The organism is Streptomyces sp. NPDC017529 (assembly GCF_044329785.1).
In the GTDB taxonomy this organism is placed as follows: domain Bacteria; phylum Actinomycetota; class Actinomycetes; order Streptomycetales; family Streptomycetaceae; genus Streptomyces.
In genome coordinates, this window is the sequence record NZ_JBIRJY010000010.1 from 138522 (window position 1) to 160188 (window position 21667).

At 71.8% G+C, this 21667-nt stretch carries 22 protein-coding genes; 12 read left to right on the forward strand and 10 right to left on the reverse strand.

The features are described from left to right. Window positions 1-12 precede the first annotated feature (12 nt). The 3 genes from ACH4K4_RS24910 to ACH4K4_RS24920 are packed head-to-tail and all read left to right on the forward strand — an operon-like array spanning window position 13 to window position 2093. Window positions 13-687 carry a winged helix-turn-helix transcriptional regulator gene (locus tag ACH4K4_RS24910; RefSeq protein WP_398170167.1) on the forward strand — a complete coding sequence of 225 codons (675 nt, stop codon included), beginning with the start codon at window positions 13-15 and terminating at the stop codon, window positions 685-687. After that, entirely contained in the window at window positions 684-1262 is a 579-nt protein-coding gene (locus ACH4K4_RS24915) for a 2'-5' RNA ligase family protein (RefSeq protein ID WP_398170168.1), read from the forward strand. Before ACH4K4_RS24910 ends, ACH4K4_RS24915 begins: the two co-directional genes overlap by 4 nt. 33 nt (window positions 1263-1295) lie before the next feature. Continuing rightward, window positions 1296-2093, forward strand: a complete 798-nt coding sequence (locus ACH4K4_RS24920) for a MerR family transcriptional regulator (protein WP_398170170.1) — start codon at window positions 1296-1298, stop codon at window positions 2091-2093. Window positions 2094-2249: 156 nt separating this feature from the next. Here the strand turns inward: ACH4K4_RS24920 and ACH4K4_RS24925 are convergent, their stop codons facing one another. Next, on the reverse strand, window positions 2250-3341 hold the full coding sequence (locus ACH4K4_RS24925) for a GlxA family transcriptional regulator (RefSeq protein ID WP_398170171.1): 1092 nt from the start codon (window positions 3339-3341) through the stop codon (window positions 2250-2252). A gap of 143 nt (window positions 3342-3484) precedes the next feature. Between ACH4K4_RS24925 and ACH4K4_RS24930 the strand changes: the two genes are divergently transcribed. Continuing rightward, complete coding sequence (locus ACH4K4_RS24930; RefSeq protein ID WP_398170173.1) at window positions 3485-4300, forward strand: thioesterase family protein; 816 nt, start codon at window positions 3485-3487, stop codon at window positions 4298-4300. A 72-nt stretch (window positions 4301-4372) separates the two neighbouring features. Here ACH4K4_RS24930 and ACH4K4_RS24935 read toward each other — a convergent pair whose 3' ends face one another. The 8 genes from ACH4K4_RS24935 to ACH4K4_RS24970 all read right to left on the reverse strand — a co-directional run bounded on the left by ACH4K4_RS24935 (window position 4373) and on the right by ACH4K4_RS24970 (window position 12694). Continuing rightward, entirely contained in the window at window positions 4373-5182 is an 810-nt protein-coding gene (locus tag ACH4K4_RS24935; RefSeq protein WP_398170174.1) for a VOC family protein, read from the reverse strand. Further along, window positions 5179-6531, reverse strand: coding sequence for a hypothetical protein (locus tag ACH4K4_RS24940; protein ID WP_398170175.1), 1353 nt, complete (start codon window positions 6529-6531; stop codon window positions 5179-5181). The genes ACH4K4_RS24935 and ACH4K4_RS24940 overlap by 4 nt, the downstream gene beginning before the upstream one ends. Beyond that, window positions 6528-7613: an NAD(P)/FAD-dependent oxidoreductase gene (locus ACH4K4_RS24945; RefSeq protein WP_398170176.1), complete on the reverse strand. Its 1086-nt coding sequence runs from the start codon at window positions 7611-7613 to the stop codon at window positions 6528-6530. The genes ACH4K4_RS24940 and ACH4K4_RS24945 overlap by 4 nt, the downstream gene beginning before the upstream one ends. Beyond that, on the reverse strand, window positions 7610-8944 hold the full coding sequence (locus tag ACH4K4_RS24950) for a SidA/IucD/PvdA family monooxygenase (RefSeq protein WP_398170178.1): 1335 nt from the start codon (window positions 8942-8944) through the stop codon (window positions 7610-7612). Before ACH4K4_RS24950 ends, ACH4K4_RS24945 begins: the two co-directional genes overlap by 4 nt. Before the next feature lie 79 nt (window positions 8945-9023). Then, complete coding sequence (gene panD, locus ACH4K4_RS24955; RefSeq protein ID WP_360137453.1) at window positions 9024-9392, reverse strand: aspartate 1-decarboxylase; 369 nt, start codon at window positions 9390-9392, stop codon at window positions 9024-9026. 36 nt (window positions 9393-9428) lie between these two features. Then, window positions 9429-11009, reverse strand: coding sequence for a class I tRNA ligase family protein (locus tag ACH4K4_RS24960; protein WP_398170180.1), 1581 nt, complete (start codon window positions 11007-11009; stop codon window positions 9429-9431). A 14-nt stretch (window positions 11010-11023) separates the two neighbouring features. Further along, the gene (locus ACH4K4_RS24965; RefSeq protein WP_398170181.1) at window positions 11024-11362 is read right to left on the reverse strand and encodes a cupin domain-containing protein; all 339 of its coding nucleotides are present in this window, start codon (window positions 11360-11362) and stop codon (window positions 11024-11026) included. A gap of 87 nt (window positions 11363-11449) precedes the next feature. Next, a complete protein-coding gene (locus ACH4K4_RS24970; RefSeq protein ID WP_398170183.1) occupies window positions 11450-12694 on the reverse strand; it encodes an FAD-dependent oxidoreductase in 1245 nt (414 codons plus the stop codon). Between the two features lie 414 nt (window positions 12695-13108). On the opposite strand from ACH4K4_RS24970, the gene ACH4K4_RS24975 reads away from it, so the two are divergent. After that, the gene (locus ACH4K4_RS24975) at window positions 13109-13600 is read left to right on the forward strand and encodes a GNAT family N-acetyltransferase (protein WP_398170184.1); all 492 of its coding nucleotides are present in this window, start codon (window positions 13109-13111) and stop codon (window positions 13598-13600) included. A 68-nt stretch (window positions 13601-13668) separates the two neighbouring features. Here the strand turns inward: ACH4K4_RS24975 and ACH4K4_RS24980 are convergent, their stop codons facing one another. Further along, entirely contained in the window at window positions 13669-14571 is a 903-nt protein-coding gene (locus tag ACH4K4_RS24980) for a LysR substrate-binding domain-containing protein (protein WP_398170185.1), read from the reverse strand. A 98-nt stretch (window positions 14572-14669) separates the two neighbouring features. Here ACH4K4_RS24980 and ACH4K4_RS24985 point away from each other — a divergent pair, with 98 nt between their 5' ends. From ACH4K4_RS24985 to ACH4K4_RS25015, 7 genes are all read left to right on the forward strand, one after another. Then, complete coding sequence (locus tag ACH4K4_RS24985; RefSeq protein ID WP_398170186.1) at window positions 14670-15956, forward strand: MFS transporter; 1287 nt, start codon at window positions 14670-14672, stop codon at window positions 15954-15956. A 196-nt stretch (window positions 15957-16152) separates the two neighbouring features. Next, complete coding sequence (locus ACH4K4_RS24990; protein ID WP_398170187.1) at window positions 16153-16686, forward strand: hypothetical protein; 534 nt, start codon at window positions 16153-16155, stop codon at window positions 16684-16686. 29 nt (window positions 16687-16715) lie between these two features. Continuing rightward, a complete protein-coding gene (locus ACH4K4_RS24995; RefSeq protein ID WP_398170188.1) occupies window positions 16716-17081 on the forward strand; it encodes a hypothetical protein in 366 nt (121 codons plus the stop codon). Window positions 17082-17158: 77 nt separating this feature from the next. Further along, the gene (locus tag ACH4K4_RS25000) at window positions 17159-18421 is read left to right on the forward strand and encodes an ATP-grasp domain-containing protein (RefSeq protein ID WP_398170189.1); all 1263 of its coding nucleotides are present in this window, start codon (window positions 17159-17161) and stop codon (window positions 18419-18421) included. 38 nt (window positions 18422-18459) lie between these two features. Then, window positions 18460-19794, forward strand: a complete 1335-nt coding sequence (locus ACH4K4_RS25005; RefSeq protein WP_398170190.1) for a helix-turn-helix domain-containing protein — start codon at window positions 18460-18462, stop codon at window positions 19792-19794. Between the two features lie 83 nt (window positions 19795-19877). After that, on the forward strand, window positions 19878-20744 hold the full coding sequence (locus ACH4K4_RS25010; RefSeq protein ID WP_398170192.1) for a fumarylacetoacetate hydrolase family protein: 867 nt from the start codon (window positions 19878-19880) through the stop codon (window positions 20742-20744). 11 nt (window positions 20745-20755) lie between these two features. Further along, a complete protein-coding gene (locus tag ACH4K4_RS25015) occupies window positions 20756-21529 on the forward strand; it encodes an SDR family oxidoreductase (RefSeq protein ID WP_398170193.1) in 774 nt (257 codons plus the stop codon). Window positions 21530-21667: the final 138 nt, after the last annotated feature.

Below are 21667 nucleotides of genomic sequence, written 5' to 3' on the forward strand. Positions count from 1 at the left end.
AGACTGCTGTCCATGCCCCGCCGCCGAAGCTATGACCACTACTGCGCCGCAGCCCGCGCCCTGGACGCCGTCGGCGACCGGTGGACCCTGCTGATCGTCCGGGAACTGCTCGCCGGACCCCGCCGCTACACCGACCTCCACGCCGACCTGCCGGGCATCAGCACCGACGTCCTCGCCTCCCGCCTCAAGGACATGGAACGCGAAGACCTGGCCCAACGCCACCGGCTCCCCCCGCCCGCCGCCTCCTTCGTCTACGAACTCACCCCACGCGGACGGCAGCTCCAGCCCGTCCTGGCCGCACTCGCGGAGTGGGGCGCGCCGGCGCTGGCGGAACCGCAGCCCACCGACGCCGTACGTGCGCACTGGCACGCCCTCCCGCTGCTCGGACCGCTGGCCGAAGCGGCGGGCGGCCTCGCCGGCGTCGTCGACGTGGTGCTGGACACCGGCACGTTCCACCTGCGCACCGGCGGTGGTTTCCCGGTCTACGGCGACGGGCCGGCGGAGGAGGCCGATGCCCGGGCCGTGCTACAGGCCGACGCCTGCGACGCCCTCCTCGCCGGAAGGCTCTCCTTCGCCGAGGGCGTGCGGTCCGGTCGCGTCCGGGTGGAGGGCGGTAGCGAACTGGCCGGCCGCCTCCGCGGGGCGGGCACGGCTCCGGCGTCCCGCCAAGGCGGGCACGACGCGTGACGAACGCAGACACAGGCTCCCGGCCCGCGGAGGGCGGGTGGCCGGATCTACCGGGCGACACCGCGCTCACCATCAGGATTCCCGAAGCCGATCCGCTGGTCAGGACCGGAATCCCCGCCCACGTGACCGTGCTGTACCCGTTCGTGCACGAGAGCCGCATCGACGCCGCGGCCCACCGCGAACTGACGGCCCTCTTCGCCGGGCACGACGCCTTCACCCTGGTCTTCGAGTCGTTCGGCCGCTACCCCGGCGTGCTCTACCTCGACCCGTGGCCCCACGACCCGGTCGTCGCGCTGACCAAGGACCTCACCCGGCGCCGGCCCGAAGCGGTGCCCTACCGCGGGATATTCGGCGCCGGGCTCGCCCCGCACCTGACGATCGCGAACAGCGAGGGCCCCGCGACCCAGGAGGCCGCGTACGACAGGTTGCAGGCCGAACTGGCCCCCGCGCTGCCGCTGAGCTGCCCTGTCGACACGGTCCACCTCATCGCCTGGGACGGCCGGCGCTGGCAGGACCGGGAGGAATACCGTCTGGGTGCGGTACGACCTGCGGCGTCGCCGTGCCGTGACGTTTGACCTTGTCGCAGCGACAACGTTTCTACTGAAGTCATGCGCATCGGAGAGCTGGCCGACATCGTCGGCGTCACCACCCGTGCCGTACGGCACTACCACCGCATCGGGCTGCTGCCCGAGCCGCCGCGGCAGCCCAACGGGTACCGCGAGTACTCGCTGCGCGACGCCGTCGAGCTGGCCCGGGTCCGCCGGCTGACCGAGCTGGGCCTGAGCCTGGACGAGGTGAGGGACGTGCTGGCGGACGACGCGGGCAAGGAGTTCGTCGAAATCCTCACCGAGCTGGACGCCGACCTGGCCCGCCAGGAAGAGGCCATCCGGCAGCGCCGCGCCCGCCTGGCCCAGCTGCTCGCACAGGCCGGGCAGACCGGCCGGCTCCCGGCCGAGGCCCCCGTCTCACCCGAGCTGGCGGCCGTCTTCGAAGACATGGCCCGCGCCTCGGCGGGGGTGCCGGGACCGGAGCCGGCGATGGCCGCCAAGGAGCGGCAGCTGCTCGCCCTGCTGGAGACCGGTTCACCGGGCGGCGACCGCGGATGGTTCGACGCCATGACGCGGAGCCTCCGGGCCGACCCGGCGGCCATGCGGAGCGCGTACGCGGTCTATGCCCAACTGGACGAGCTGGCCGAGGCGGCGGAGGACGACCCGCGGGTGGAGCGGACCGCCCGCGCCATCGACGCGTGCGTCCCGGACGAGGCGCTGCGGATGATGGCCGTTCCGGATGACGCCGGCGCGGTGGAGGGGGACGGTTTCACGGACGCCTTCTTCGCCGACTTCGCCCCCGCCCAGGCCGCAGCCGTGCGCCGCGCCATCGAACTGCTCAAGCAGCGTGCCGGATGAAGGCGCCGAGCAGGGCCGTGCGCTGCCGCTCCGCCTTCCTCACCGCGATCGCCGACACCGTACCGGCGCCCGTGCGCAAGCTGACCGCCCACGAGCTCTTCCTCTCGACCAGCTTCCTGCGCTGGGCAAACCCGCCGAGGCCCGCGCCTTCCGCTTCTACGCCGAGGACCCCGCGTCCACCGTCGCCGCCCTGAAGGCGTGTGCCATGCCGGCCGGCCAGTGACCGGAGTCGGCCGCCATCCGGGGGGACTCCGTCTTCTGGCGCGGGAGGAAGGCCGAGGGGCCCGGGGAATCGCACGCCCCTGGTTCGGCGCGGAAGGTACGCCGGTACGTGTCCGGCGGCACGCCGACCGCACGGTTGAAATGGCGGCGCAGGGAAGCCGCGGTGCCCATTCCCGTACGCGCCGCGATGTGCTCGATGCTGTCGTTGGTCGTTTCCAGGAGTTCCTGAGCCTGCTGGATCCGCTGGGCGAGCAGCCATTGCAGCGGCGTCTTCCCGGTGACGGCGTTGAAACGGCGGCTGAGGGTCCGGGTGCTCATGTTGACGCGCCGGGCCAGATCCACGACGGTCAGCGGCTCGTCCAGGCGCGCCCTCGCCCAGGACAACAGGTCTTCCAGGGAGGTGTCCGGCACCGAAGCGGGGAGCGGGGCGCTGAACTGCGCCTGGCTGCCGTCGCGGTGCGGCGGCATGATCAGCCTGCGGGCCAGCGCGTTGGCCACGGCCGCCCCGCAGTCGAGCCGGACCAGATACAGGCACAGATCGATGCCGGCGGTCTTGCCGGCGCTGGTGATGATGTCCCCCTCGTCGACGTAGAGGATGCCGGGGTCCACCTTGACCTCCGGGAACCGCGCGGCGAGGAGGTCCGAGTAGAGCCAGTGGGTGGTGGCCCGCCGGCCGTCCAGGAGACCGGCCGCCGCCAGCACGAAGGCGCCGGTGCAGACGGACACGATGCGCGCACCGGCCTCGTGGGCGGCGCGCACCGCCTCGACGAGCCCGGCGGGCTGCTCCTCGATCACGTCGCGCGAGCCCGGCACGATGACGGTGTGGGCCTTCGCCAGGTCGTCCAGATCGCGGTAGCCGCCGGGCCGGGACCAGCCGCCGACGTGGGCGCTGGTGGATCCGCAGACCATGAAGTCGTACCAGGGGTCGGTGAGGTCGGTCCGATCGACGCCGAAGACTTCACACGGCGCTGCAATGTCTATGATCGAGATGCCGTTATCGATCGCCAGTGCGATGGTAGTGGACACCTCAACAGCGTGACGCCTGGGGCGGATGGGGTCAACGCGGTTGTGTTCAACTGTCCTGTCAACGCGGCCTGGGCAGCGGGTATGTGCGTTCAACTGCCATGCGGTCATTGCCCGGAGCGGCAGGTGTGGAGTAGGCAGTGCCCATGACTGATCTTAGGCAGGCCGAGCCGGAAGTGCTGGACCAGGCGTTCTACACCAGTCTCGGGGCCGGCCGCTACGAGAGCAGTTCCGCCACCGCCGGGCCGTGGAGCGCCAAGACCCAGCACGCGGGCCCGCCCTCGGCCCTGCTGGGCCGGGCGCTGGAGAGCCACGAGGCCCGGGAGGGCTTCCGTGTGGCGCGCGTCACCGTGGAACTGCCGCGCCCGGTGCCCGTCGGGGAACTGCACGTCCAGGTGCGCACCGTCCGCTCCGGCGGGCGCACGGAGCTGGTCGAGGGCGAACTGACCTCGGACGGCGGCACGGTGATGCTGGCACGGGCGTGGCGGATCGCCGCCGGACCGGCCGGCACCCCGCGGCTGCGGCCGGAAGCCGATCCGCCGGCCCTGCCCGGCCCGCAGCCGCCGCACAGCATGGCCAGCGCGCACCTGGACGGCTACATCGCCGCCATGGAATGGCGGTTCGAGCCGGGAAAGGGCTTCGACACACCCGGGCCGGGGACGGCCTGGGCGCGCCAGCGCATTCCCTTGGTGGCGGGAGAACCGGACACGCCGCTGACGCGCGCGCTCACCCTGGCCGACAGCAGCTGGGCGGTCGCCTTCGAACTCGACCACTTCCGGCAGCTCGTCATCAACACCGACATCACACTCGCACTGCACCGAGACCCGGTCGGCGAATGGTTCTGCATCCGCTCGTCGACGGCCGCCAGCCCTGCCGGCTCGGGCCTGGCGCTCGGGCAGCTCGACGACGCGACGGGCGACTGCGGCCGCATCCTGCAGACGCTGCTGGTCGCCGACCGCTGACCGCTGACGCGAGCCGGGCCGCCCCTCGTCGGCGGTGACGCCCCTCGCGCGTTGACCGCGTCGGGTACGAGATCACCGGCCGGGCCGGCGCCCCGCGGCGTCCAGGTCCCACACTTCGGCGAGGACGCCGTCCGGGAGGGACACCATCGCCCGCGGGCCGTGGCCCTCGGTGGACGCGAGCAGGGCGACCGCCGTGGCCGCGCCGCCGTCCGGGTCCGGTTCGTCGGAGCCGATCAGCAGCAGGTTGCCGACGAGGGCGAGCGTGAGAGGAGCGGCGGGACGGTGCCGGACCTCATGGACCCGGGCCTCGGCTTCCAGGAGCTTCTCGTAGGACGCGACGGCCTCGTCGAATGCCGTAAGGGGCACCTTCCGGCGCGCCACGAGCCGCGTACGCCCCGCCCGGTCGCCGCCGGTGGCCGCCGCGGGGGGCCGGGGCTCCTCGCCCGGCTGGGGGCGGTGCTCGACCAGCTCGGCGAGCGAGCCGTCCGGGTACCGGACACGGGCCCGTGCGCCCGGGAGGATCCGCTCGGGCGGCTCGACGACCGTGCCGCCCGCGCGGCGCACGGTCTCCAGCTGTGCGACGAGCGAGGGGACGATCAACGAGTAGGCGGTCTGCCGTTGAATCGGGGTGAAGGGCCGGACGCTCGCGATCAGCAACAGGTTTCCGACGGCCGCCAGTTCCAGGCCGCCGAAGTCGGGGATCGGCATGCGCAGATCGGCCGGTACGCCGAACAGCTGCTCGTAGAAGCCGATCCGCTCGTCGAGGTCGGCCGCGCGGATCAGCGAGCGGGCGAGCAGGCGCGGGCCGCCGCGTACGGAGGAATCGGGGGTGGTGCGGAACCACCGGTCGGGCAGGGCCGGGGTCGTTTGCGGCGCGGTCATCGCTCGATGCCCTCCATCGTGCCGGGCGTGGTGTTCCACCAGGGCCTCGCGGTGAGTCCCCAAGCGGCGAACTCCTCGTCGAGATGGCGGTACAGGGACGCGGAATCACCGAAATGGTCGGGCATTCCGGTAGCGGTCACGGTCATCCGGTCTCCGGTTCGCAGCAGGCACAGGGACGCCCGTAAGCGCGCCTTCTCGGGTACGACCCCTGGGACGTTCATGGTGCGCAGGGCCACGCTGTCCGCGGTGCCACCGGCGAAATGGACCACGCCGTCCGGGGCCGTTCCGAAATTGGAGGCGACGACGTCGGTCTGCTGTGCCCCGGGTGCCTTGAGCGCGCCCGCCCAGCGGGCCGGAAGCAGATGCCACAGCGGTTCCGGGACGAGCGTGCCGCTGTGCCCGCCGGTGCGCCGCAGGAGGTCTTTCGTCTCCTCCCGGGTCCGGCGCAGGTCGTTGTGGCGCACCTCGCCGCCGGGGACCGTCAGCGGCACGACGACGAGGGCGTTGGCGCGGCCGTCGCTGTCGCCGTGCCGCAGGCTCGTGGGGATACCGACGTCGATGGCGGCCGGCCGGCCGTTGCGTACATGGCGGCGGACCAGGTTGGCGGCCATCTCCACGAACAGGCTGTTCACCGTGCCCCCATGGGCGCGGGCCCGCTTCTCCCACCCGCCGGCGTCCAGCTCGGCGATCGCCGAGGTGAAGAAGCGGGGCGCGGAGCCGGCCGCGGCGGGCGGGCCGGCTCCGCGCAATGCCGTACGGAGCCGGGCCCGGTGCCGGGAGTCGGTCAGCAGTCGGGCGGTCCACTGGGCGGATCCGGCCAGTGCCCGCGCCACCTGTCCGAGTGCCTCGCCGAGATCGCTCGTCGCCAGGGCCGCTCCCCAGCCCTCGGGCGGCCGCCCGCCCGGCTCGTGCGACGCGATGGCGTGGAAGAGCCCGAGCCCGTCACAGCGGAAGTGCGGCACCGTCAGCGATACGAGATGGCCGTCGCGGTAGGGGGCGGCGGCCAGCCGCCACATCGACGCGGAACCGACGGGCAGCGGCGCACGCACCTGTGTGTCGATCCAGTCCTGCACCTCGGGCCCGGCCAGCGGTCGCTGATCGGTGTGGAGGGGTTCCCCGTTGTGCGCGGCGACCCACTTGCGGCGGGCACCGGGGACCGCCGCCGGGGCGGCCCGGCGACTGAGCCGACCGCGATTCAGGCGGCGCCACTCCCGCTCCAGCGCGGAGCGGGGCACCGGGGTGGGAAACCTCCAGAGCACCTGCACGATCCGGGCCGAGCCGAGCGTCTCGCCGGCCGTGTGCAGCATCTCGTCCGTGGCGTTCAGCCGCCAGGTGGCCGTTCCGTTCATCCAGTGATCACCTCTCGAAGACAGCCGGCCGCGCGGCGGCCGATGGCCGGGGCGAGCTTGAATCCGCCCCCGTCCCACCCGGTCGCCGTGACCAGGCCCCGGGCCTCCGGCCACGCGGTCACCGATCCGCCGCCCCCGACCGCCTGGGCGTCGTAGGCGGTGACCCCGCCGACGCCGCGGGCCTGCGCGAGCCGCGGGCAGCGGTGGCGCACCACCGAGCGGACGCGTTCCTCTTCCCGCTCCGGCACGCCCGCCCGTACGCGCTCGGGCACGTCGGTTTCCGCCGAGCGCACGCCGGCGAGCACGGTGGTGCCCCGGCCCCACCGGCGCAGCCACGCACCCGTGGCCGAGTCGACGACCGTCGGCAGGTCCGCCGCGCCCGGCCCCGGGCCGGGATCGAACAAGCAGTAGCCGACCGCCCGGGTACGCAGCGGCAGGGACACGCCCACCGTCGCGGCCAGGCGGCTGCTTCCCGCCCCCGCGGCGAGCAGGACCGCCTGGGCCCGTACCGCTCCGGCTCCGGTCTCCACCCCGGACACGCGGGTGCCGGTGGTGAGTACGGCCGTGGCGTCCGCCCTGAGCACCCGCAGGTGCGGTCCCGCGTCGAGCAGCACCGCCTGCGCCACCTCCTTGGCGGGCAGCCAGCCGCCGCGGGGCTCGTACAGCCCGGTGAAGCCGTCCGGCACCACCAGACCGGGGAAACGCGTGGCCGTCTCCTCGGCGGCGAGGGGCTGGACGCAGTGGCCGGCCGCGCGCACGGCGTCGATGCGGGCGGCCATGGACGGTGTGGGGTCGCCGTCGACGAGCGTGAGGCTGCCGTGCTCGTGCACCTTCGGCCAGGAACCGTGCCAGCCGCCCCGCAGGTAGACCTCCAGTCCCTCGGCCGCCCAGGTGCCGTGTTCCCCCGAGAGGTCGAGGGCCCGAATCAGCCCGCCGGAGGCACCCGTAGCGCCTCCGGCGATGCCGGAACGGTCCACCAGGACCACGGAGAGGCCCTGAGCGGTCAGCCGTTCGGCGGTGATCAGTCCGACGATGCCACCGCCGACGACGGCCACGTCCGCTGCGGCGACGGGGTCCGTCACCGCAGCGATCCGACGACCAGCGGCTCGTCCGCGGTGAGCCTCGCGTGGTTCACCAGCGAGTTCGCGATGTCCGACGACCGGGCCGACAGCATGGCCAGGGCCCCGGCGTCCCCCATGCCGTGGCTCGCCTCGCACAGGCCGTTGAGGTACACGCGCAGCGGCCGCCGGCTGTACTCCTGGGCGTTGAGCTCGATCGAGTAGTCCCGTGCCACGATCGGGACGCCTTCGTCGTCGAGCGGCAGCCGGTGGGCGATGCCCTCCAGAAGCGGGTGGTAGGGCTCGTCGTTCGGCCCGGTGCCGAAGTCGCGGAACCCGGTTCCCAGGATGACGACGTCGGCGTCGACCGTCTGCTCGTCGGCGTGGTTGATGTCGCGCACCACCAGACGGTGCGCACCACCGGGCGACCGCGTCAGCTGTCCCGTCTCGGTGAAGGGCAGCATGCGCAGGCGGTCGGAGCCGGTGAGGTCGTACTCCCGCTGTATGCCTACGAGGCGGTCGATGACGTCCTGGTCGCAGGCCGCGTAGTTGATCGACCGGAGCTCCGTCCGCATGCGCCGCTTGGTCTCGCTGGGCAGCGGGTGGAAGTAGTCCACGAACTCCGGAAGGAACACCTGCCGGCTGTAGGGGCTGGTGTCCTTGAGCCGGAAACCGATGCCCCGGTGCAGGGACGTGACCTGCTCGACGTTGGGGCGGGCGAGCAGATCGAGGATGATCTCTATCGCACTCTGGCTGGCCCCCACGACGGCGACGCGGATGCGCCGGTCACCGAGCCGCTCGATGGACGACAGGTACTGCGTCGAATGGAAGACGGTGGGCCCCAGGGCCCCCTGGAAGGGGTACGGGATGCGGGGGGACCGCCCGGTGCCCAGGGACAGGCTCTCGCCGAGGTAGCGGCGGCCGGTCTCCGTCCGGACCTCGAACAGCTCACCGCCGTCGTCGCCGTCGACCAGCGAGATGGCGGCCGCCGACTGCCCGTAGTCCACCGAGCCGCGGAAGGACTCGGCGACCCAGGCGAGATATCCCGCGTACTCACGCCGCAGGGGGAACTTGGCGTTGAGGTGGAGGTAGTCGGTCAACGCACCTTGCTCGGCGAGGTAGTTGACGAAGGTGTAGCGGCTGTATTGGTTGCGCTGCATCACGAGGTCGCGGAACGGGTTGTTCTGGATGTCCGCGCCGGGCAGCAGCTGCTGTTCCTGCCACTGGAAGCCGTCGGACCGTTCGATGAAGCGCGCGGTGCCGAAATGACCGAGTTCTTCGAGCGTGACCGCGAGGGAGAGGTTCGCCGGGCCGAAGCCCACTCCCAGTACGGGGTATACCTGTGGTTTCGTCACGTTTCAGGGTCCTCTTGGAGGATGCGGGTACGCGGAGAGGGGAGTGGTGTACGTGTACGAGTGCCGTGGAGCGGGTGGTTCAGTGGCTCTGGAGCACGGAGTCCGTGATCCGGTTCTCGTCGTCCACGTGCACGACGCGGGACTTGTGGTCGGCGAGCTCTTCCTCGGTCAGCTGCGCGTAGCTGATGATGATGACCTTGTCGCCGGTTTCGACCAGCCGCGCGGCGGCACCGTTGACCACGACCTCGTTGGCGCGGGGGGCGCCCAGGATGGTGTACGTCTCGAACCGGGCGCCGTTGTTGACGTTGACGACGGCGACGAGCTCGTGCAGGCCGATGCCGGCCGCGTCGAGCAGCTCGGGGGAGATGGTGATCGACCCGACGTAGTTCAGGTTGCTGTCGGTGACGGTGGCGCGGTGGATCTTCGAGTTCATGAAGGTACGCAGCATGGCGAAGCTCCTTGGTGAGATGAGGTGAGGTGAGGGTTATCGGGTCTTGAGGCCCTGGAAGCGGCCCGTCGGCGGCGTCGTCGCCTCCTGGAGGAGCGGCGCCCGTCCGGCCGTGGAAGCGGCGCCGAACGCGGCGGACACCTGGTCGGAGAGGTCCGGGGTGACCGGCCAGGCGAGCGTGCGCAGGGCCCAGAGGAACTGCAGGACGCCGGCGACGTCGCCCGGGTCGTCGGCCCGGATCTGCTCGCTGCGGAGCGCCAGCACCTCAAGGTGCAAGGAGAGCGCTTCCGCCGCCTTGCGGATGCTGAAGGTCTCCAGGGCGTACGCCTCTTCGAAGCGCTGCCGGGACGCCCGCAACGCCGCGGTCCACCAGGGCGACGGCGCCGCGTCGGCGCCGCGGCCGGAGAGTGCGGCGTTAAGGGCCCGCGTGACGGCCGCGATCGGCGCGTCGAACCGGTTGGCGATGGTGGCCTGGGCGATCGGCTCGCTGAACTCCGACTGCTGGAGCTCCGGGCTGGTCAGGGCGAGGACGAAGCGCGCCCGGTCCCGGCCGACGCTCTCCAGGTAGTCCTTCGCCCACCGGACATCGCCCTTGCTGGTGGAGAACTTCCGGCCCTCCAGCATGAAGTACTGGTTGGTGACGGTACGGGTCTTCGGCAGCGTCACCGGCAGCCCGTGCCGCTTGGCCAGCAGCGAGAGCGCCACGTACACGAACGCGTTGTAGAACCCGTTGTCGATGCCGATGAACTGGACCAGCTCGTCACAGTCACCCAGACCCTGCTTGCGGGCCTGCCGAAGCCAGTAGAGGTGGCCGACGTAGATCTCCGGCCAGGCGTTGACGGCCTGGGGCGGGCCGTTGGGGTCACCGTCCCAGTCGACGGCGATGCCCCAACTGCTGGGGTAGGTGATCGGTATGTAGGGCAGCCGTTCGGCCAGGGTGTCGGAGACGACCCGGGCCAGGTCGGGACGGAGTTGCACGTCGGTGCCGCGGTACCACTCGGTGATCTCATCGCGGTACCGCTCCAGGTCCAGCACCCAGATCCACGTCGAGCGGCGCGGCAGGGCCGAGGCGGTGTCGGCCAGCGGCAGCAGGGCACCCGGCAGGTTGTAGCGGCCGCAGGCCTCGCAGACCCCGGCACGGGCGTGCGCCAGGCAGATGGGACAGCGTCCGGTGACGAAGGCTTCTGCCCGGTACTCGCCCGCCTCGGCGTCGTAGGGCAGTTCCACTTCCCGCCGGTCGAAGGCGCCGTGCCGCCAGAGGTGGGTGAAGAAGCCCTCGACGAACCGCGTGTAGTCCGCGTCGGGCCGTTCGAAGAGGTCGACGTCGACGCCGGCCAGTTCCAGCGAGGCGGTGACGCTCTTGAGCGCGTGCTGGATCAGTTCCTCGGGTGTGGTGCCCAGGCGCGCGGCCGTGGTGACGACGTAGGTCTGGTTGTCGTCGGTGCTGGTCGCGAACGCCACGTCGTTGCCCAGGACCTTCTGGGAGCGGGCGCAGACGTCACTGGCGAGGACCGGGCCCGACAGGTGCCCGAGGTGCAGGTCCCCGTTGGGCGTCGGGGGTGAGAAGGTCACGTTGACGCGTCGCCGGCCGTGGCCGGCGCGTGGTGAGTCGGTCATGGGGAGGCCTTTCCTCACGCGGACGGCTGGAGCCAGTAGATGCTCACGAAGTCCAAGGGCTCGGAGTCACTGGTGTTCGTCACGATGTGCCGGGTCCCGTGCGGGATGTAGATGACGTCACCGGTGACGACGGAGCGCTCCTCCTCGCCGATCCGGACGCGGCCCTCTCCGCTGGTGAAGATGAACGTCTCGTCGGTGTCGTGACCGTGCGGGGTGCTCGACTCGGTCGGGCGGATCGAGCACAGGGTGCTGTTCCAGGGCGGTACGACGACGCCGTCCCAGGGGTACAGCTGGCGGATGTCACAGCCGTTCTTGCGGATCCGGCCGTCGGTTGCCGCGGACTTCACGTACATGTGGTTCCCTCGTTCGCTGGACTGTGCCGACGCGGGCGTGCGCCGGCGAGTGGGTCGCTGTGCACGGCGGCCGCCGAGCCGCCGCGGTCATCCAAGGGCGAAGAGCCGCTTGATGGTCTCGGGTGCGAAGGACTCGGGCGGCACCTGGTCCGTGCCCTTGAAGGTGGCGAGCCGGGAGCCGGCCAGTACCGGATCGGTGTGCCAGACCTTGGCGTACGCCTTGCGGCGGGCGGCGCCTTCCGGGGTGAAGGTCATGTTCATCGTGGTCCGGACGGAGCCGGAGACCCGTATGCGGCGCATCCGGGTCTCCCGCTCCCTGGCGTAGGACTCGAACACCTCCGGCGACCAGCGGGAGTGGGAGCGCAGCGCGTCCCAGACCATGCGGGCGTCCCGCAGCGCGATCGACAGTCCCTGCCCGACGACCGGGTCGCTCCACCCCGCGGCGTCCCCTACCAGCACGGCGCCGGGAGCGACCGGGGTGTCGGCCCAGGCGTCGTTCATCGGGTAGAAGGCGCACGAGGCGGCCGGCGTGGCCGAGGCGAACATCTCGCTGTTCGGTATGCAGCGGAGCTGGAAGGCCTTGAGGAATTCCGCCTGCCGGTCCGGGCCGGCGAACCGGCCCTTCTGGGCGACGTCGTGCAGAAGGTACAGCCGGGCCCGTGCGCCGTCCCGGGGGAACACGAAGTACAGCAGGTCGCCCTCGGTGCCGATCGAGGTGACGTTGACCGGCCAGTCGTGCAGGTCCTCGACCAGCATTCCGCCTCCGAGCGAGTTCGGCGGCGTCTGCCGGAGCCCGATGCCCAACTGCCGGCGGACCGTCGACATGCGGCCGTCGGCGCCGACGACTATCCGGCAGGAAACCTCGTATTCGACGTCGTTGTATTCGTATCGGACACTGGGGTTCGGCCCGCCGGTCACGGTGACCTCGCCCACGCCGCGGATCACCTTCGCGCCGGACTGTTCGGCCGCGGTGGCGAGCGCTTCGCAAGCCTCGGGGTGCCCCACATCCAGCACTCCGGGGATTTCTGGGAGCATCTCGTCCAGGAGTAGGGCATTTGCTTGCGCGGTTTCCGGAGTGACCGTTTCATCGAATCCGACAAAGCGGTTGACATATGTGCCGCCGGCATCGAGGAGAACCTTCTCCAGCCCTAGTTGTAGCAGCTCGACAACGCCCCAGCAATTGATTACTTCCCCCCGGACCTTGTCCCGGTAGACCGTCTGCCGTTCGAGGAGGAGGACGTCGTAGCCATCGCCGGCAAGCGCTGTGGCCAGGGCGGACCCGGCGATTCCACCGCCGACCACTACGGCGTCGATTGTTTCGGCTTTCGCCATGGAACCCTCCCGGGAGAACTGGGTGAGACGCAGGCAGTCGGGCTGTTCGGAGAGGTGTCCGCGTCGGGTGCAGAACTCATCTTGGGCAATCGCCGGAGCCCGGACGAGGTGCGTAAGGGACACGCGTCGCCAAATTTCGGTCAGGGGTTACCGGCAGGGACGGTGATGACGGCGGGTGGGTGCTTTTTACACCCCGAGGGGCCGGGAAAAAGTGTGATCTCCGTTACGTTGGTTGCGGAATGTTGAATTCCATTCGCGTGGTGGTGCGCTCCGGGGCGCGGTACGGGTGGGGTGGTGAAAAGGTCTGCGTACGGTATTGAATTGCCCGCGCGTGATGGTGATCATGGAAGTTGAACGCCGCTTGCCGGTCGGAGCGATACGCTCGATAAAGCCGCGTCATAGCGGAATCCATACATGACGAAAGGTTTGACCGTGCAGCAGAGTGGAAGCGCCAAGGCGTGGCGGGTCGACGCCCCTGAGGAGGCGGACTACGCCCACTGGCGGAAGCTGTACCAGGGCTACGCCGACTTCTACCGCCGGGAGATGCCCGACGCCAACGCCGAGCGCGTCTGGTCGTGGATCATGGATCCGGACCACGAGGTGAACGGCCTCCTGGTACGCGACGAGGACGGGGTCCCCGTCGGCCTCGCCCACTACCGGCCGTTCGCCCGGCCGCTCACCGCGACGACCGGCGGTTTCCTCGACGACCTGTTCGTCGATCCCCGCCTCAGGGGCACCGGCGCCGTGGACGCCCTGTTCGACGCGCTGCGGCAGATCACGGCGGAGCGCGGCTGGAGCGTGCTGCGGTGGATCACCATGGACGACAACTACCGGGCCCGCGGCAAGTACGACCAGGTCGCCCAGCAGACGAAGTGGGTCACGTACGACATGGCGCCGCCGGCCTGACAGGGCGGTGGGCGGTGCGCGCACCGCCCACCGAGGCCGGGCGCCCGGCCGGGTCCGGCCCCGGGCCCTCAGCCGGCGGACCTCATCTCCCGGGCCAGGGCCACGGTGAGCGCCCGGAAGATCCGCACCTCCGGATTGGTGTCGGCGGCCCGGGTGGCGAGAACGCTGTGCGCGCAGGGCGCGTCCAGGACCGGTACGTATCTGGTCCCCGGCCACGGGTAGTAGCGGGCGAACGATTTCAGCCCGGACCCGGCCCCGCGCCCCGCCGCGACACTCGTGAGCACGTCCTGAGGGGTCAACGCGTAGTCGGGGGCGCGGTTCTCGGCGGTGTCGAAGTACAGGTAGGCGGTGAAGGGCCGGGGCGTGTGCCGGGGGAGCCGCAGATAGGGCAGGTCGATGATGTCCGCCACCCGGACCCCGACCCCCGCGGCGTCCGCCAGCGACGATCCCGCGGGAACGGCCACGATCCGCTGCTCGGTCGTCAGGATGTCGATCTCGATGCCGTCGGCCTCGATGGCGGGCCGTACGAAGGCCACGTCCACCCGGTTCTCGCGCAGCGCGCTCACGTGCTCCGTGAAGGTCAACTGGACCAGTTCCAGCGGAATGTCGGGCCGGGCGCGCCGGAAGGCGGTGACCGCTGCCGGGGTCACCTCGGCGGACCCGTGGCCCATCACGCCCACCCGCAGGGTGCGCGCCGTGGTCATGGCGGCGTTGGCGGCCTCGGAGACGTCCTCCATGGCGGCGTTCGCCGCGGCCAGGAGGGTGCGCGCGTGCGAGGCGAGCCGCTGTCCCGCGACGGTCGGCGCCACCGGGCTCTGGCCCCGGTCGAGCAGCTTGGTCCCCAACTCCCGCTCCAGCTGCTGCACATGCAGGGTGACCGAAGCGGGTGACAAGAACAGCCGCGACGCGGCCCGGCCAAAATGCGCCTCCTCGACCACGGCGAGGAAGGACGACAGCTTCCGCAGATCCATGTGCCGATGCTAGGGCGGGACTTGGCGGCTTCCGGGCGGCGTTCAGGATATCTGAACGGGCCTGCTGCCAGGGTCCCCGGTCGTCGTACAACTCTCGTATGAGCAAGCACGCCGCCTCGGCCAACCCCATCGCACCACCACTCGTCTCCCCACCGGCGGACGCGCCGACCCACCGCTACTGGCTGCGGGCAGGCTGGGTGATGACGGCCTCCGGCTGGAGTGCCAACCAGTTCTCCGCGCTCCTCGGCGCCTACCGCAGCGACATCGGCCTGACCACGGCCACCACCACCGCACTGTTCGCCATCTATGTGCTGGGCATGATCCCCGGCCTGCTGCTGGGCGGGCCGCTCGCCGACCGCCGAGGCCGCCGTCCGGTCGTCTTCTTCGCCCTCGGGACGTCCGCCCTGGCGACCTGCCTGCTGATGGCCGGGCCCGCCGCGTCAGCGCTCCTGTGGCCCGGCCGCTTCCTGACGGGGATCGGCGCGGGGGCCCTGCTGGCCGCCGGCAGCGCCTGGATCAAGGAACTGTCGGTTCCGCCGCACGGCCAGGCCCCCTCTCCCGGGGCCGCGGCCAGGCGCTCGGGCCTGTTCCTGTCCGCGGGCTTCGCCTCGGGCGGCCTGGTGGCCTCACTCATCGCCCAGTGGGCACCGCAGCCCATGGTCACGGCCTACCTCCCGCACCTGGTCCTCTCCGCCGTGGCCGCGCTGTGTGCCGCACACGTCCCCGAGTCGGTCCCGGCCCGCAACGCGGCCGCCCCCTCCGCGTCCCCCGCCCCCGCCCCGGCCCCCGAGCAGGGCGACCTGTCCTCCGCCTCCACCTTCCGCCGCCTGGTCGCACCGGTCGCGCCGTGGGTGTTCGCCGCCCCCGCCGTGGCCTTCGCCACCCTCCCCGGCCTGGTCGACGGCGACCTGAAGGGTTGGGAGACGGTCTACGCGGGTGTGATCACCGCCGTCACGCCCGGCGCCGGTCTGCTCGTCGCCCCGTTCGCCCGCCGGCTCGCCGCCCGCCACCGCATCGCCACCGGCGTCATGGGGCTGCTCGCCGTCGCTCTCGGCCTCGTGCTGGCCGCGGCCGCCGCGGGGAACGCCCAGCCCGTGGTGGCCCTGGTGGCGTCGGCGGTGCTCGGCGGCGGATACGGCCTGTGCGTGGCGTACGGCCTGACCGAGGTCGCCGTGCTGGCCCCGCCCCACCAGCTGGCCCGGCTGACCTCCCGCTTCTGGACGCTGGCCTACCTGGGCTTCGTCACGCCCTACGTCATCACCTTGCTGACGGAGTACTTCACGCCGGCTTCCATCCTCGTCGGCGGCGCGGTCCTGGCGCTCGTGACGACGGCGGCGCTGTCCTACCTCGGTACGCGGCACCCGCACGGGCACCACCCGGGCTGACCGACGGCCCGGCCGGCGCCCGCGGTACTCCGGCCGCGTAGCCGCGCCGGTCGCGGGCGCCACCGAACGGGGGAGTTCCACCGTCTGGACAAGACCACCGGGAGCGGAGGGCCGTGAGCGGGGCGAGCCGGTCGCACGCCTCGCCCGCTCCGGCCGCCCGGTCTCATTCCCCTAGCCATCTGGAAGGTGTCCCCACATGCCCTGGGACGAGAACTGGTTCACCGACCCCGAGGTGATCCGAGCTCTTGGAAAGCTCGAAGCGCACTACGCGATTCTGGGCACCGGCCTCGAAGACCCCCGGTTCGACGCCTTCCTCCGGGACATCCAGCCGTATCAGACCGAACAGGCACGGGACACGCTGCGCCCCGCCTTCCAGGCCCTCGCGGCAGCGGGCCTCACCGAGCACACCGCCTGCGAGCTGGCCTGGGGCAGTCTGCTGACGTTCCTCGAACCGGCCACCGACTTCGCGGAACTGCTGGACTGCTACTGCCTCGCCGACGACGCCGTGGCCCGCCCCGGAGCCTTCGGCCGCGAGTGGGCCCGGCGGACCTGCGATGCCGCCTGGACCGTCTGGATCGCGGCAGCCGCTTCGGAGGAGGGACGGCGCCATGCAGATCGGTCACCTCACCAAGAGCGAGACGGAGACGCGAAATGCCGGACGACGCGAGTGGCGGCGGAGACGAGGGAAGGATCCGCGCGTTGCTGGAGGCCGTCGCATTCCACCGCATAGTGATAGCGGAGTACTGCCAGGAGCTGTCGGTGTCACAGCTCACGGCGGATTCGCCGCGCCGGCTGACCGTGACGGTCGTCGGAATCCTGCGGCAGATGACCCATATCGAGTTCGCCTGGCTGAGCGCCGTCGACGGGCCCTCGCTCCCGGGCGCGGGCGGCCTGTACGAGCAGCCGCCGCACGACATCGACAGCGGCACGGACGTATTCGCCACCTGGGAAGCGGCGTGTGAGCGTTCACGTCTCAGCGCCGAGCACCTGAACGCGCTGTGCCGGCAAGGACTGATGGACCCGAGGAAGCTGCGCTCGGCACTGAGCCCGCTGGCGTCCGCGTACGCACGCTACGACGCCCAGCTGCAAGTGCTCCGCTTCGAGGAAGGCGGCCATACGAACTGAAGACCGTGCCGCATTCCGCAGTCGCGCACCCCCGCCCGCCGGCCGATCGGCCGGCCGAAAGGAACAGGAGATCAACTATGACCACGTCGTTGCAGGGCGCCAAGGCGGTTCTGCTGCTGGACCCGGTGCGCAACGGAGCGCACTTCAAGCCCGAGGTGCGGCGGCGCGGCCTCGCCGTCGTCTCGGCCTACACGATGCCGCGCGACCACATCACCACACGCTGGCCCGAACACGCCGCGGGCGACGACGCCGGCTTCTACGCGGACGGCGTCGCGGAGATCCTGCACCACGTCGAGGGCCTCGGCGTCGAGGTGACGGCGGTGGTGGCGGCATCGGAGTCGGCCGTACACCTCGGCGACATGCTGGCGGACAAGCTCGGCCTGACCGGCAACGACCCCGCGCGCTCGCTCGCCCGCCGCAACAAGGCCGCCATGCGCGCGGCCGCCCTGGAGGGCGGTGTGCGCATCCCGAGATTCGCCCTCGTCAAGGAAGCGTCCGAGATCGCGTCCGCCGCGGCGGAGGTCGGCTTCCCGGCCATCGCCAAGCACACCACGGGCGGCGGCTCGCACGGCGCCCGGCTGCTCAACTCCGCAGCGGACGCGGCCGACACCTCCGCCCTCGAACGGCGCGACCACTTCGGCCGCCTGGTCGAGGAGTGGCTCGTCGAGCAGTACGTACGCGGCCGCGAGCTGGCGGTCAACTGCTTCAGCCACGACGGTGAACACCAGGTCATCGACGTCTGGGAGTACCGCCAGCCCGACGCGGGGGACTACTCGTTCCCCTACTGGGAGCTGGTGCAGCTCTCCGAGGACGACCCGGACCGGGCGCGTTCCGTCGCGTACGTGAGCGAGGTGCTGACCGAGCTCGGCGTCCGCCTGGGGCCCAGCCACACGGAGGTGAAGGTCGCCGAGGACGGGGTGTACCTGATCGAGACCGGCGCCCGCCTGCCCGGCGGCCCGCTGACCGAGCAGTGGTTGGCGCACAGCGACTTCGACCCGTTCGAGCAGGCACTGGACTGCTACCTCGGCCTCCGCCCGGCCTGCCTGGACAACCCGCCGCGCTTCGACGCGCTCAGCGGCAACAGCGTCATCAGGAACGAGGGGCCGGCCGGCCGGCTCGTCGAGATCCGGGGGCTGGACGAGCTGATGCGCAGGCCCGGGGTCGACCAGGTGGCGTGCGTCTACACGCCGGGAGACCTCGTCCCCGTCACCGACAGCACCAAGAACATCCCGCTGTTCATCTCGCTCTCGGCCCCCGGCAGCCAGGAGCTCCTGGCACTGATGGCATGGGTGCGCGCGACGGTCCACCTCGTGATCGAGCCGGTTTCCGAGAGTGTCTGACCACACACCACACGCACGAAGACTTGGGGGGAGCCTTGATGCAGACGTTGTCGAACCAGGTGCCGGATCGCGGAAGACCGGCTCTGGGACCGCAACTCCGCGCTCTCCGTCTGGCGGCCCGGCTCTCGCAGAAGCAGCTGGCCGACGTCAGTACGCTCAGCGTGCGAGCCATTCGCGACATCGAGAACGGCCGCGTCAGGCAACCGCGCAGGGACACCTGCCGGCTCCTCGTCAAGGCGCTCGACCTCAGGACGGGCCGGCGGGACGCGCTGCGGGTCTTCGACTCCGCGGACACCCCGGCGCCCGGCGCGGACGCCCCGGCCGGCCTTGAGCCCCTGGCCCCGCCCGTAGGCAACGGCCCGCTCATCGGACGACGGGACGAACTAAGCACCCTGACACGGCTGTTCACGACCGAGCAGCGCCGTCTGATCACCCTCACGGGCATCGGGGGCGTCGGCAAGTCCCGGCTGGCGCAGGAGCTGGCGCGGACGCTGTACGAGCGGGACGGCACGTCCGTCCTCTGGGTGCGGCTCGACGAGGCGGCGGGCGGCGGGCGCCCGCAGGGCGGCGTGGCGGCAGCGGTGTCGGCGCGGGCGCGCGAACTCGTGCACACGGGTCCCGAAGGCGCCCGCCGGATCGGCGAGCTGCTGGGCGACGGCGACACCCTGCTCGTCCTCGACGGCGCGCGCAGTTACGGAGAACTGGCGGGACTCGTCCCCCCGCTGCACGGCGAGTGCCCGCGACTGCGCGTACTGATCACCGCGAGGAGCGCCACGGGAACCGCCGCGAACGCGGTGTTCCCCCTGGCGCCGCTGCCCGTGCCGCTCGCCGAACCCCACCCGTGCGTCGCCACGACGGAAGCCAACGCCTCGGTCCAGGTGTTCCTGACGTACGTACAGCACATGCGCCCCGCATTCCGGCTGAACGGCGCGAACGTCGCCGCGGTCGTCCGGACCTGCCGCGCCCTGGACGGACTCCCGATGGCGCTGGAACTCGCCGCCCGGTGGAGCCTGGTCTACTCGCCGTGGCAACTGGCGCGGCAGCTCGCGGCCGACCCGCTGCTGGTGACGAGGCCGCCGGAGGGCTGGGCAGGAGGCGTACCCGGCGTCTTGGAGTCGGTACGCGACGCCGTCGACGCGCTGACGCACCGTCAAGGCGCTTTGCTGACAGCCATGCTCAAGCGCGGTGGGTACTGGACGATGGCCGAGGCCGCCGAGGCCGTCGGCACCGGCCTCGCGGAAGCCGCCGACGACACCTACGCGCTGCTCCTGCACGGGCTGCTCCGCCGGACGGACTGCGCGGGCCAGACGCTCTTCGAGACCCTGAACATCGTGCGCAGCCTCCGGACCGGCCGGCCCGTGGCCGCCACGTGACGCCCGGCCTGCTCGCAACCCCTGACCACCCGAACGCGCCACACCCGCATGACCGTTCACACGACCGAAGGAGAGAGAACACCGTGAGGCTCTGCACTCTGAGGACCACCGGCGGTGAGGACGTCGGTATCGCGACGGCCGAGGGAATCGTCCTGCTGGGCACGCTCAACAAGGTGCTGGGTACGGACTTCGGCCCCACCCTCCACGACATCGTCACCGGGGACCAGCGCCCCGGGCTGGAAGCCGCGCTGACCGACCCGGCCGTGCGGGCCACGGCGGTCCGGGACGGCGACCCCGACTTCGCCCCCATCTACCGCGACCCCGCGAAACTGTGGGGAGTGGGCCTGAACTACACCCGGCACGCGGACGACCTGGAGGTCCGGCAGCCGGAAGGAGTACCGGGGTCCTACCTCAGGCCCAGCTCCACGATCATCGGCCACGGCGACGACATCCTGCTGCCCCGGCAGTCGGACCGGGTCACCGCGGAGGCCGAACTCGGCGTGGTGATCGGCACCACCTGCAAGGACGTGCCGGCCGCCGAGGCGGAATCGGTGATCTTCGGCTTCACCACGCTGCTCGACATGACCGCCGAGGACGCGATCCGGATCAACCCGCGCTACATCCCGTGGTCCAAGGCGTTCGACACCTTCTGCAGCCTCGGCCCGTGGGTGGTGACGCCCGACGAGATACCCGACCTCGCCGCGATCCGCATCTCCACCGTCGTCAACGGCCGGACGATCGCCGCCAACCAGGTGTCCGCCATGATGTGCGACCCGTACTGGCAGGTCGCCTACTTCTCCGGCGGCATGGTGCTGGAAGCCGGCTCGGTGATCGCCACGGGTACGCCGGGCGCCGGCGTCATCCAGCACGGCGACGTGGTGGAAGCACTCGTCGAAGGGGTCGGTGACCTGCGCAATCACGTGCGGTCCTGTGCGGCCCCCGGCCTGTAGGGAGCGGACCGGTGGATCTCGGCATAGCGGGGAAGACCGCCGTGGTGTGCGCCTCGACGTCCGGCCTGGGCAGGGCGACGGCCGAGGCGCTGGCGGCCGAGGGCGCCCGGGTCGTCGTGTGCGGCCGCCGCGCCGACGTGGCCGCGGGGATCGCCGCCGGGCTGCCGCGGGCCGTCGGGGTGGGCGCGGACCTGCTGGCGCCCGAAGGCCCCGCGACCCTGCTGGCGGCAGCCCGTACCGCCTTCGGCCCCGTGGACATCCTCGTCCTCAACGGGCCGGGACCGCGGCCGGCCCGGGTCACGGAGATCCGCGCGGAGGAGCTGGGGACGGCCGTCGACTCCCTGGTGACCGTGCACCACAGGCTGGTGACCGGGGTGCTCGGGCACATGCGCGCACAGCGCTGGGGGCGCGTCCTCGCGATCGGCTCCAGCGCCGTCGCCGCGCCCATCGGCGACCTCGCCCTGTCCGGCATCGGGCGCACCGCGCTCGCGGCCTACCTCAAGATGCTGGCGAGCGAGGTCGCGGAGGACGGTGTCACGGTCAACATGCTGCTGCCCGGCCGGATCGCGACCGACCGGGTACGGGCCCTCGACGCCACGCGCGCGTCGCGGTCGGGCCGTGACGTCGCGGAGGTGCGGGCGGAATCCGTGCGGCGGATCCCGATGAACCGGTACGGCGAGCCCGCGGAGTTCGGGGCGACCGCGGCCTTCCTGTGCGGCGGCCCCGCCTCCTACCTGACCGGGAGCGCGGTGCGCTGCGACGGCGGGCTCGTCCCGGGGATGTGAGGTGCCGGCGGAAACGGAGACGGGGGCGGGCCCGGGGGCGCCCCCCCCCCCCCCCCCCCCCGCGGGGGGGGGGCCAGCCCCCCCCCAGCCCCCCCGCGGGGGGCTACAACCAAAGACAGCGGGCCCGGCCCCCCCGCC

Bases quoted from the DNA above. Each gene is read 5' to 3' on its own strand.
- ACH4K4_RS24930 (WP_398170173.1), top strand. From the start codon at position 3,485: ATGACTGATCTTAGGCAGGCCGAGCCGGAAGTGCTGGACCAGGCGTTC.
- ACH4K4_RS25005 (WP_398170190.1), top strand. From the start codon at position 18,460: ATGCAGACGTTGTCGAACCAGGTGCCGGATCGCGGAAGACCGGCTCTG.
- panD (WP_360137453.1), bottom strand. From the start codon at position 9,392: ATGCTGCGTACCTTCATGAACTCGAAGATCCACCGCGCCACCGTCACC.
- ACH4K4_RS24935 (WP_398170174.1), bottom strand. From the start codon at position 5,182: ATGACCGCGCCGCAAACGACCCCGGCCCTGCCCGACCGGTGGTTCCGC.
- ACH4K4_RS24940 (WP_398170175.1), bottom strand. From the start codon at position 6,531: ATGAACGGAACGGCCACCTGGCGGCTGAACGCCACGGACGAGATGCTG.
- ACH4K4_RS24980 (WP_398170185.1), bottom strand. From the start codon at position 14,571: ATGGATCTGCGGAAGCTGTCGTCCTTCCTCGCCGTGGTCGAGGAGGCG.
- ACH4K4_RS24975 (WP_398170184.1), top strand. From the start codon at position 13,109: ATGACGAAAGGTTTGACCGTGCAGCAGAGTGGAAGCGCCAAGGCGTGG.
- ACH4K4_RS24985 (WP_398170186.1), top strand. From the start codon at position 14,670: ATGAGCAAGCACGCCGCCTCGGCCAACCCCATCGCACCACCACTCGTC.
- ACH4K4_RS24990 (WP_398170187.1), top strand. From the start codon at position 16,153: ATGCCCTGGGACGAGAACTGGTTCACCGACCCCGAGGTGATCCGAGCT.
- ACH4K4_RS24910 (WP_398170167.1), top strand. From the start codon at position 13: ATGCCCCGCCGCCGAAGCTATGACCACTACTGCGCCGCAGCCCGCGCC.
- ACH4K4_RS25000 (WP_398170189.1), top strand. From the start codon at position 17,159: ATGACCACGTCGTTGCAGGGCGCCAAGGCGGTTCTGCTGCTGGACCCG.
- ACH4K4_RS24965 (WP_398170181.1), bottom strand. From the start codon at position 11,362: ATGTACGTGAAGTCCGCGGCAACCGACGGCCGGATCCGCAAGAACGGC.
- ACH4K4_RS24920 (WP_398170170.1), top strand. From the start codon at position 1,296: ATGCGCATCGGAGAGCTGGCCGACATCGTCGGCGTCACCACCCGTGCC.
- ACH4K4_RS24970 (WP_398170183.1), bottom strand. From the start codon at position 12,694: ATGGCGAAAGCCGAAACAATCGACGCCGTAGTGGTCGGCGGTGGAATC.
- ACH4K4_RS24960 (WP_398170180.1), bottom strand. From the start codon at position 11,009: ATGACCGACTCACCACGCGCCGGCCACGGCCGGCGACGCGTCAACGTG.